The 7,401-nt window shown below is 58.1% G+C and carries 5 protein-coding genes; 3 read left to right on the plus strand and 2 right to left on the minus strand.

The annotated features are described in order from the left end of the window. Positions 1-26: 26 nt before the first annotated feature. The gene (gene gor, locus B2344_RS05650) at positions 27-1,427 is read left to right on the plus strand and encodes a glutathione-disulfide reductase (protein WP_290484829.1); all 1,401 of its coding nucleotides are present in this window, start codon (positions 27-29) and stop codon (positions 1,425-1,427) included. Positions 1,428-1,454: 27 nt separating this feature from the next. On the opposite strand, the gene B2344_RS05655 is transcribed toward gor, so the two are convergent. Further along, positions 1,455-3,029, minus strand: coding sequence for a caspase family protein (locus B2344_RS05655; RefSeq protein ID WP_290484830.1), 1,575 nt, complete (start codon positions 3,027-3,029; stop codon positions 1,455-1,457). Between the two features lie 65 nt (positions 3,030-3,094). After that, positions 3,095-4,393: an AAA family ATPase gene (locus B2344_RS05660; protein WP_206992760.1), complete on the minus strand. Its 1,299-nt coding sequence runs from the start codon at positions 4,391-4,393 to the stop codon at positions 3,095-3,097. Positions 4,394-4,546: 153 nt separating this feature from the next. On the opposite strand from B2344_RS05660, the gene B2344_RS05665 reads away from it, so the two are divergent. Then, positions 4,547-5,923 (plus strand): class II 3-deoxy-7-phosphoheptulonate synthase, encoded by a 1,377-nt coding sequence (locus B2344_RS05665; RefSeq protein WP_206992761.1) that lies wholly within the window; start codon positions 4,547-4,549, stop codon positions 5,921-5,923. A 12-nt stretch (positions 5,924-5,935) separates the two neighbouring features. After that, complete coding sequence (locus B2344_RS05670; protein ID WP_290484831.1) at positions 5,936-7,354, plus strand: MATE family efflux transporter; 1,419 nt, start codon at positions 5,936-5,938, stop codon at positions 7,352-7,354. Positions 7,355-7,401 lie beyond the last annotated feature (47 nt).

Consider the following 7,401-nt stretch of genomic DNA (forward strand, 5'->3'; position numbering starts at 1 on the left):
ACCTGTAAAGATTCAAGGACCCTCCCATGACCGACGCGACACATGACTTTGACTTATTCGTAATCGGCGGAGGGTCGGGCGGTGTCCGTGCGGCGCGTCTGGCAGCATTGTCTGGTGCCAAGGTTGGACTGGCGGAAGAGTATCGCATGGGCGGCACATGCGTGATCCGCGGGTGCGTACCGAAGAAGTTCATGGTTTACGCCAGCAAGTACGGCAAAGACATCAAGAAAGCGGCTGGCTATGGCTGGTCTACGGGGGAGGTCAGCTACGATCATTCGGCGTTCGCAACGGCAATGCATGCTGAAGTCGACCGTTTATCCGGCATCTATTTCCGTAATCTGAAAAATGCTGGCGTCGAGATTTTCGAAGATCGGGCCGAGTTCGTGGACAAGAATACGCTACGCCTGAAGAACAGCGGAAAGACCGTGACGGCAAAGAAAATTCTGGTGGCCGTTGGCGGGCGTCCGTGGCGACCCTCTCCGGAAGAGCTGCCGGGTGTTGAGCATACAATTACCTCTGACGAGATTTTCCATCTGGAAGAACTTCCGAAGCATCTCGTTATCGCAGGGGGCGGATACATTGCGGTAGAGTTCGCACACGTGTTTGCCGGTCTCGGCGTGCCGACCTGCCTGGTCTATCGCGGCGAGGAAGTGCTGCGCGGTTTTGATGCCGATGTACGCACCGAAGTGCATGAGGGTCTGAAGGAAGCTGGCGTGCAGGTCATCACCGGGACGGTGTTTGAGAAAATCGAGAAGCGGGACGGGGCGGATCTGCCCTTGCACCTGACCATGACCAATGGCCATACGCTCGACTGCGACGTTATCATGATGGGCGTTGGGCGCCGTCCGAACACGGAAGGCCTAGGCTGCGAAAATGCCGGCGTCGAATTAAATGAGAAGGGTGCCATTCCGGTCAATAAGTGGTCGAAGACAAATGTCGATACGGTATGGGCTGTTGGTGATGTGACCGACCGTGTCGCGTTGACGCCTGTGGCCATTCGCGAAGGCCACGCATTTGCGGAGACGGAATTCTACGACAAGCCTTGGCATTTTGATCACAGTGACATTCCGACGGCCGTATTCACTCAGCCAGAAGTCGGCACGGTTGGAATGACCGAGGCCGATGCTCGAAAAGAGTTCGGCGAAATCGATATCTACAAGACCAGGTTCAAGCCGATGAAGAATGCGCTGAACGGTGACCAAACACGCATCCTGATGAAGCTGGTTGTGCGCGCATCCGACGAAAAAGTCCTGGGTGTTCATATTGTTGGCGATGATGCCGCTGAAATGATCCAAATGGTTGGTATCGCCGTGAAGATGGGCGCCACAAAGCCGGACTTCGACCGGACCTGCGCGCTGCACCCCTCTTCCGCCGAGGAGTTGGTAACCATGCGCCAGAAATGGGTACCGGACGTGCAGGCGACCTAGCCGACGCTCCGGTCAGTGCTCCGGCGTCTAATTCTCCACGGGGAGATAGGCGTTGGAGGCGGCATTGAAGGCATGGACATTGTCGGAATCACAGACGAGCAGCGATAGTCCGTTCTGTCGGGCATTCACGATACCGAGGCGCTTGCAGGCGGTATCAACCGGGATCGGTGCAGGTTCTGTCGCGAGCGTCACCTTGCAATCGCTGAGCCTGCCCCAGCGGGACCAAAATCCGCAGGTCAAAGTATCGGCTGTGCCATCATCGTCCATGTCGAATGAGATCGACTGGGTAGCCGCGGCGTCATCAGTGTCCAAGCCGAACATGCTGGACCGAAGCTCGACGAGCGCTGTGACCTCGCGCTTGAACGTCTTGAGGACAAGCTCCGGCTTGTCAGCCTTCAGGGCGTACAGGTGAACATCCTGTTTGAAATCGTCCGTGTTCATGCCTTCATTGGAAGAAATGAACTTGGCAACCCAGCGCCCTTCATGGAGTTCTGCGGTCGGTGGATCCCAAGCATAGATGTCCTCAATCTTGCTGACGAGGAAGTGGCCGCTGCCCATGTCGGCGACGAAGAAGTATTCAGCCGGACAGCAATTGCCGCCGCCATGCACGGACACGATGGCGTCCAGCGTGCCGTCCGCATTGAAATCCTTGAGTAATTCCACCGTTGGGGCGCCGTAGCCAAATTCGTGAATTGTGTATTCTAGGCCATTGACGGTTGCCTTCAGGACGACATTCTCCTGCAGGAAAGAGAATTCGTCTTCCTGCTCAAACCAGTATTCCGCCTTGCGCGTCGGCTCTTCAGGCTGAGCGGGCGCGGCGGGGCCGGCCGTGCAGCCCGCAAAGCAAAGCCCACGTGGCAGTTTTCCCGGCGCCATGAAAGGGCGGCTGGAAGATTTGCGCTTGTCGGAAACTTCAGCGAGTGCCTGATAGAACGCAACGACTGCGTCCTGTCCGGGGCGGCGAATTTCCTCTGCCAGCGTCTCGGCGAACAGGCCGTCATCCGGCGTGGTCTCTCCTGCTGCTGTGGCGAAGGCAACCAGCATTCCGGGACGTTGCGATACGCGCGTCATGCCTTTGTCGGCAATGGATTTCGAAAAGGCGAATTTCAGCTCGTTGCGGCAGGCATCGGACACGACGAAGACCGCTTTTGCCCTGGAGGCCTGAAGGCTGGCGAGGACTTCTTCGAGTTCGACCCCCTTGCGGAATATGTGGCTTGCCGCGGTGATGGTTTCCTTGGCGGGGATCAGGTAGTTGCGCGCTTCGCGATCATCGTAGGCGGCCGCGCCGTGCCCGGAATAGTAGAAGAACGCGATCACTTCATGGCCAGCATCGGCTTCTTCTCCGATGCGGGCCTCGAACTCGTCGAACGCATCTTCCATCCCGTCTTCGTCAAGATCAAACCGGGGCAGGGTCTCGAACCCGACCGCGGCCAGCGCTTCTTCCATTGTGCGCACATCCTTGTGCGTGTTGGTCAGAGCGCCGACTTCTGCCGGGTAGTCCTGGTTTCCGATCAGCAGGGCAATGCGTTTTTCGTCAGCCCGCGCATGGCTCACTAGTAACAGGCAAACGAGCAAGGCCGAGAACGATCTGAGCATCGACATTGTGCGTGTCCCCTATATCCACCAGAGCTGATACTAGGGGCACACGTCCGGAGTGTCACCAGCCATCAAGCTTCAACGAGCGATTTCAGCTCCAACGCGACCGTCTTGAGGCTCTCCCGGATGGGTTTCAGCCCGCCGCCGCGACCGGCATGAATGACCAATTGTTTCCAGGCGGGCTCGCCTTCACGCGGCGCCTTGACCTGCAAATGACCAGAGCGGGGCAGTGCTGAGCGTAGCAAGGCCCCCGCCAGGTCAAAGCCTGCTTTGGAATTGTATGCGCCGTTGCGAGCATCAGCTTCAAAGGTGGATTGCTCCGACCGGCCAACCGCATTGAACAGCACAGACAGGTCCGGGCGGTGTTCGGGGGCAATCTGTTCCCGGATGACCTGGTTCAGAAGGCGCACACCGCGCAGGGAGTAGATGTCGGCATGCATGGGGGCGAGCACGCGGTCGGCTGCCTCCAATGCGCATCGCGTCAGGAAGGTGGCGTTGGGATTGGTATCGAACACGATCAGATCATAATCGCTGCGATAGCGCTCAATCGACTGAAGGAAGTGTTCCTTGATCAGTGCGAGTGAGGCCGGGTCTGATGCGAAGGCGTATTTCGATATTTCGAACTGGCCGGAGATCAGGTCGAGCCGCCCGCCCGGACTGCCTTCGCCCATCAATTCATGGATGAGTTTTTCTTTCGGAACTGGCGCGAACGGGTCGGTGGAGAGGGTGAGCCAGGATTCTGCTGGACTGGTCGCATCCCGCGCATGCAGGCGCGACTTCTCGAACAGGGAGATGACCGACTTGTCTGCGGCAGCGCTGGCATCTGCGACATCCATTTCAAAAAAGGTCTGAGTGAGATTGTATTGCGGATCGAGATCAACCAGCAGGATGCGCCCACCAAGCGCGCCTTGCCATGCGCCGAAGACCTGGCTGGATATCGTCGTCTTGCCGACGCCGCCCTTCAAGTTCATCACCGCCAGCACGGGGCATTTGCTCTTGTAGGCTTGCCGCGTCTCGTTCACGAGTTGCTTGATGCCGTCTGGCGTTGTCGATGACAGGCGAAGGTGCGGCAGGACTTCATGCTTGAAGAAGCCATTCAGGCGGGCTTTGTCGATCTGATACGGGATCAGTTTGAGGCCGCGTGCCTTGGCGCGTTCGACATCCTGGCGCACGGCCTTGGACCGGACGGAGGATGCCGACACGAGAACAATCATGGCAAACGCGTCGTCAATCGACTGGTTTGCCATGTCGCGGGAAGCCCCATCGTTCGGCACATACCAGTCAGGAATGGCCGCCGTGCGGAGGGCTTCGTGCAGCTCCAGAAGCGCATCGAAATCCTTGGCGGAGTGGCTGATATAGACGTGCGACATGACTAGATTTGAGGTTCTCCGAGCGACAAAAGGCCTATGCAATTACTAAAAGGCCAAATCATGATTCCTCCACCAATCTGCTGTGAAATTATAGTGAAACTTGAGCGTGTGCCTGCCATGTGATTAATGCGGCTCATAATTGGAGTAACCGAGATGACCTGGACCCCCTCAGATTGGCGCCAACTGCCAGCAAAGCACATTCCGGAAGACTATCCGGATTCTGCCGCGCTTGCTGCAGTCGAGGAGAAGCTGAAAGGCTTTCCGCCGCTGGTCTTTGCTGGCGAGGCTCGTCGATTGAAGCAGCGCCTTGGCGAAGTGGCGGCCGGAGAGGCATTTCTACTGCAGGGCGGCGATTGCGCCGAGAGCTTCAAGGAGTTCCATCCCGACAATATTCGCGACACGTTCCGCGTGATCCTGCAGATGGCGGTCGTGCTGACCTTTGCGGCATCGAAGCCCGTAGTCAAAGTTGGCCGAATTGCTGGCCAGTTCGGCAAGCCGCGGTCGTCGCCCATCGAGACGATTGATGGGGTGACGCTGCCTTCTTATCGCGGTGACAATATCAATGGCATGGACTTCACGACCGAGAGCCGCATTCCAGATCCCGAGCGTCTGACTCAGGCCTACTCCCAATCAGCGGCCACGCTGAACCTGTTGCGCGCCTTCAGCCAGGGCGGCTATGCGAACCTCGCCAACGTCCACCGCTGGATGCTCGGCTTTGTTGACCGTAGCCCGCAGGGCGAGCGGTATGAGCAATTGGCGGACCAGATTTCGAAGTCACTGGACTTCATGAAAGCTTGTGGTGTGACGCCCGATAGCGTTCCGCAAATGTCTCAGGTCGAATTCTATACCAGTCATGAAGCACTATTGCTCGGCTACGAAGAAGCGATGACACGCATCGATTCCACATCGGGCGAATGGTACGATACGTCAGCTCACATGCTGTGGATTGGCCATCGTACGCGCCAGATAGACCACGCTCATGTCAATTTCTGCAAGGGCGTGCGGAATCCGATTGGCATCAAATGTGGACCCGGACTGGAAACGGACGAGTTGCTGCGCCTGATCGAGACGCTGAACCCGAATGACGAGCCGGGCCGGATCACTCTGATCTCTCGTTTCGGATCGGACGGTGTGGCGCAAGGCCTGCCGCCACTGGCGCGCGCCGTGAAGAAAAGTGGCCGGACCGTGGTCTGGTCATGTGATCCGATGCACGGAAACACGCTGAAGACCGATAGTGGCTTCAAGACGCGTCCCGTGGATCGCATCCTGTCGGAAGTGCGCCAGTTCGTGGACGTGCTGTCGTCGGAAGGCTGCTATCCGGGTGGCGTACATTTTGAAATGACTGGCCAGGACGTGACCGAATGCATCGGCGGTGCTCAGGCGATTTCAGAAGAAGATCTGTCGTCTCGATACCACACTCATTGCGATCCTCGCCTGAATGGCGAACAGGCCCTTGAACTAGCATTCATGATCGCAGAGAAGCTGCAGTCCGTCGGGGCCTCCGGCACCGCCGAGCTCAAAGCGGGATAGAAAGACAGTTCCATGCGCACGCACCGCCTGGGCTGGCCTGCCTGGGCGCAGCCAGCCGACATTGCAGACCTGTTGCGGCTATCGGTACCGATAGCCTTCACGCGCATGTCGCAAATGCTGATGGCTGTGACGGATGCCGTTGTGCTTGGGCAATATGCGCCCGGTGAGCTGCCATATATTCTGAACTCGTGGCTGCCGATGGGCGTTTCGCTCGGGTTGGGACTCGGCATTCTGTTGGGTGTGCAGGTGCTGACCTCTGAACTGCTCGGTATTGGACGTGAGAAGGAAAGCGGCCGCATCTTCCGGCGCGGCCTGTGGACCAGCGTCTGGCTTGGCATCCTATTGATGGCGGTCGTCTATTTTTCGGCCAGCGCGCTGTTCACATGGCTCTTTGTCGATATTGCTCCTCCGACCGAGGTTGCGGCATCGGTCGACCCTCATACGGTCGCTGAATCCGTGGCGGGCGTAACCCGCATCCTGTCCTACGGGATGGTAGGCTTCATGATCTCCACGGTTTGCGGCTACTATCTGGAAGCGCTGCGCCGGCCCTTGCTGGTCTCGGCCGTGATGTATTTCGGTGTATTACTCAACGTTATCATTGACCTCGCATTGGTCGGCGGATTTTGGGGGTTCGAGCCCATGGGTGCGGCAGGTGTGGCGTGGGCGACCACAGGCTCTCGCCTGTTGATCACGATCCTGTTGCTCGTTGCCGTGATCTTGCTGACTCCCGCCTTCAGAAAGTCACCAACCAGTCCCGAAAACGAGGCCAAACGGCAGCTGTCGGTCGGCACGGGCACCGCCATCAGCAATGTTGCCGAGTGGGGCGGGTTTAACCTGACCTATGTGATCGCGACATGGATCAGCCTCGCTGCCAACTCTGTCTATGGCTATGCAATTCAGATCATGGGGCTTTGCTTCATGTTCTATCTGGGCATTGCGACCGCCACCAGCGTCCGCGTGGCGGAGGCCTATGGCCGACGAAACCTGACGGAGATGCGGGATGCAGGGCGTCTTGGCGTGGCAGCCACACTTGTGATGGGAGTGGCGCTTGGTGTGGTGCTGATCGTTTTCAACAATTCGTTGGCCGGCTTCCTCGTGAAGGATGATGCCGTGATCAACGGTGTTCATCTCGCATCGGGCATCGCTGCCCTGCTCGTGATGGTGTCATTTGTAACGGTTTTTGACGGGCTGCAGGCGACAGCCTCATTCGCGCTCAGGGCGCAGGATATCGTCTGGTCGCCAAGCCTTATCCATATCGGCTCGTTCTTCCTGGTGATGCTGCCAGCCTGCTACTGGCTCGGCATTGTCGAAGGCCGGGGTGCACGCGGCATGATGGAGGGTGTGTTTGTCGGCGTGTTTACGGCTGGGATACTGCAAACCGTGTTGCTGGAATGGAAAACGGCGCGCCAGCCGAGCCGACGCGCCGCTTGAATTCCATGGTCAGGACCTATCAGTCCTGAGGAACCCTAGAGGTCTTT

It is taken from the genome of Hyphomonas sp. UBA3195, from assembly GCF_002366485.1.
Taxonomy (GTDB): domain Bacteria; phylum Pseudomonadota; class Alphaproteobacteria; order Caulobacterales; family Hyphomonadaceae; genus Hyphomonas.